Annotated in this window: 3 protein-coding genes, 1 tRNA gene and 1 pseudogene; all 5 read right to left on the bottom strand. The window is 58.8% G+C overall.

The features are described 5' to 3' along the window. Positions 1-423 (bottom strand): annotated as a pseudogene (locus Q7T06_RS02905) (tRNA (guanosine(46)-N7)-methyltransferase TrmB); the annotation flags it as partial. A gap of 88 nt (positions 424-511) precedes the next feature. Then, positions 512-585, bottom strand: a tRNA-Gly gene (locus Q7T06_RS02900). Positions 586-661: 76 nt separating this feature from the next. Continuing rightward, on the bottom strand, positions 662-1,726 hold the full coding sequence (locus tag Q7T06_RS02895; RefSeq protein WP_304779861.1) for a hypothetical protein: 1,065 nt from the start codon (positions 1,724-1,726) through the stop codon (positions 662-664). Between the two features lie 108 nt (positions 1,727-1,834). After that, positions 1,835-2,758, bottom strand: coding sequence for an HDOD domain-containing protein (locus tag Q7T06_RS02890; RefSeq protein WP_304779858.1), 924 nt, complete (start codon positions 2,756-2,758; stop codon positions 1,835-1,837). After that, the coding region (locus tag Q7T06_RS02885) for an HD-GYP domain-containing protein (protein WP_304779854.1) at positions 2,755-3,328 on the bottom strand (574 nt) is incomplete at its 5' end. The genes Q7T06_RS02890 and Q7T06_RS02885, both read right to left, overlap by 4 nt.

Here is a 3,328-nt window from a genome sequence, read left to right as displayed (position 1 = left end):
CACGCCAGCCAGCGAGGCCGGTGCGATCATGTTGGTCAACACTTCAAATGCATCGTGCTGGATGATGCGCAGGTTGGTCAAACCCTGTTCGCCTATCTGTTTCAGCAGGCTGCCTACGCCCGGCGTATGCACTTCCACCCCGATGAAATTCTTTTCCGGCATGCTGGCTGCGATCTTGGCGGTCGTCTCACCCATGCCGAAACCGATTTCAAATATCGTCGGCGCACTGCGGCCGAATGCCAGCTCCACATCCAGCGGCGCTTTTGCATAGGGAATGAAAAATTGCGGCCCCAGCTCTTCGATGGAGCGCGCCTGCGCTGTCGACAGGCGTCCGGCACGCGTGACGAAACTGCGTATGCGATGGTCGGTCGGATCGTAAAAAAGCGGCTTGTTGTGCCCGTCGTCGGATTTGTTATCGGTCATGCTGAAGTGGTCGGTTAATGCTGCAGATTGAGTCTGTATCGTCGCCAGTGAAACAGGCACCGGCAAGTCGGGGCGCCTGACGGCGAATTGGAGCGGGTAGAGGGGATCGAACCCTCGTCTAAAGCTTGGGAAGCTTTCGTTCTACCATTGAACTACACCCGCGCTAGCCGCATTTTACGCGGGTTTGCGCAACGCCAGTGAGACATCCTGCTGGAAGATGCAGATGCCTGCGACGGCCTCAGACTTGCCAGGCGCCGTTGCGGTAGACGACATCGTCGTCCAGATAGACGGCTTGCGTGACGGCAAAGACATCCACGTGGTAACGGGCCGTTGCACGTTTGATATTGGGTTTGTTATACACGCCGTGTTTGGCGCCCAGCGACAGATGGATGCCACACATGCGCTCGTAGGTGCCGATATCGCTGACCAGGCGCTCCTGCGTAAAGGCACGGTTCATGCCAAAGCCCAGCTCACGCAACCATACTTCCCCTTCATCGGCGCGGATATTGGCCAGCACCTGGTCGAACTCGGGTGTCGAATCGATCACATCGCTGACGCGGCCCTTGCTGATGACGAGGGTGATAGGCCGCTCGGGTTTGTTGACTTGAAAGGCCGTATCGCCAAAAACAAAAATGCGCACGCGCCCATTGACCGCTTCCAGGTCCAGTGCTTCGGTGAATACTTCACCGATAGGGAACTGGCCGCCGACGTTGTTCATGCCGCTGTAGTCGCCTATGTTCAGCTTGGCCGGCTCGAATGGCGATGCAAAGACCAGGCGTTCACCGCCACTGTCGACGACGCCAGAGCTGGCGCGGTCTATGCGCGCCTTCAATGCCTGGCCGACGCCGCGATAATAGGCCGGGTCGTAGGCCAGCGATGCGATGTAATACAGGGCTTCTTCCCCATGCATGCGCGACAGGTGCGGATGTTCGATCACCTTGAGCGCACGCTTGAAGAGTTCTATCCGTATGCGGAAAGCCTCAAGGCGAAAACTGGTGGATTGAATCAGTATCACCAGATCGCCGGCTGCCAGCGTTGCAAACGTGGCAAGCACAGCCTCCGGCGAGACTGCATCGAAGTCGATGAATGTCGCCGTGGGCAGGCAGCGCCGGTAAGCTTCCGTGAGGGCAACGGCGAGTTCGCAGCGCGCATCCGACACCACCACGGCAGCATGCGGCAGGCGATGCTCGATTGCGATCGCCAGTACGTCGCGCAGATGCTGTTGCGCCGCGTCTATCGCCGCATCGGTGATCGTGCTGGCGGGGCGCTGGTTTGCTTCTACGTGCGCAAGCGGGAGAGTCATGATTTACTTATAGAAGGTAGGGTAGGTCAGCGGCAGAAAGCGCAGCGTTGCAGGTGCTGCCATTTTCTGCCGTATGAGCATTTTAGTCTACGATCAGTGCGTCCCATATTACTTCTTGTCTTCGCCTTCATCGATTTGCAGCGGCGGCAATGCCCTGGTTTTCACTTGCAGCACGCTGCCCCAATCGGCCCAATCCAGCGATGCCTGATGGATGACGTCTGCCAGCTGTTCCTGTTCGATGCCTAGCGCGGGGCCGGATGCGCACAGTGCAGCGTACAGATGCTGCACTTGCACGTCATCGCGCGCCATGCAGATATCGGCAATGCGTGCCGCGCAGTTCAATAGCTGTACCAGCTTCTGCTGCCTGCTCTCTGCTGCAAAGCCGGATGCCTGCGGTGCTTCATGGAACAGCACGGCGTCGCAAAACAGGCGCGGAATATTCCAGTCGTTCATCATGGCGACCGCCAGACTCAGATGGTTGTAGCCGAACAATTGCGTTTCTGCCTCGGTCATCTGTTCAGGCGGGCTGTCTGCGTACTGCGTCAGCAAGCCGGAATACGCTTCCGGTCGCGCCGATGCCAGTCCGAGACGGCCTATCCCTGCCAGCAAGCCGCAGGTAAACATTTCCGCAACTGGCGCAATGCGTATGCATCCTGCCAGCGCCTGGGCGGCACAAGCCATCGCCACCGATTGTGACCAGAACTGCGCATAACTGAAATTCCTGCAGGCGCCGCTCTGATAAGACGTGAGCAGAGATATGCCAAGCACGACCTGCCGCACGGCCGCCACGCCGATCAGGATCAACACATCCGTGGTGACTGATGCGATCGGGCGCACATTGTTGCGGTTGTGCCTGTTGGCGAGCTTGATGATGCGCCCCGCAAGGACGGGGTCTGACTGGATCTGCCGGGCCAATTCCTGCAGCGATACATTTTCCTGCTGGCACAGGCGCATGATGTTGAGCCGCACACCCCTGGGCGAAGGCAGCGCATGCGCAGCCTTGAGTTCGTTGAAGTCGATAAGCTCGCTCATGCGTATTCCTGATCCTGATACCGCTCGTGTATCTGCAGCACCGCATCCCAGTCCTTGAAAAAGGCATCGACGCAGACCGGATCGAAATGGCTGCCGGCGCCATCCCTGAGCATGGCTGCGGCACGATCGACATCCCAGGCCGCCTTGTATGGCCGGGCCGACGTCAGCGCATCAAATACGTCGGCGACTGCAATGATGCGGCCATACAGCGGGATCTGCTCGCCTTTCAAGCCGTTCGGATAACCGCTGCCATCGTATTTTTCGTGGTGCGAGAGCGAGATCACGGCTGCCGTCTGCAGCAGCGGCGAGGCGCTTTCCTTGAGTATGTCGGCGCCTATTTGCGGATGGGTACGCATGATCGTCATTTCACTCTCGTCGAGCTTGCCGGGTTTGAGGAGTATCGCATCCGGGATGCCGACCTTGCCTATGTCGTGCATAGGCGCAGCATCGTAAATCATGTCTTGCTGCGCTACGCTCAAATTGAGGTTGGCAGCCAGCAGCCGTGCATAGTGGGAAAGACGCAGCAGGTGGGCGCCGGTTTCGGGGTCGCGATGTTCTGCCGCCAGTGAC

It is taken from the genome of Herminiimonas sp. (assembly GCF_030645555.1).
In the GTDB taxonomy this organism is placed as follows: domain Bacteria; phylum Pseudomonadota; class Gammaproteobacteria; order Burkholderiales; family Burkholderiaceae_D; genus Oxalicibacterium.
This window is presented reverse-complemented; position numbering and strand designations above follow the sequence as displayed.

Bases quoted from the DNA above. Each gene is read 5' to 3' on its own strand.
- Q7T06_RS02890 (WP_304779858.1), bottom strand. From the start codon at position 2,758: ATGAGCGAGCTTATCGACTTCAACGAACTCAAGGCTGCGCATGCGCTG.
- Q7T06_RS02895 (WP_304779861.1), bottom strand. From the start codon at position 1,726: ATGACTCTCCCGCTTGCGCACGTAGAAGCAAACCAGCGCCCCGCCAGC.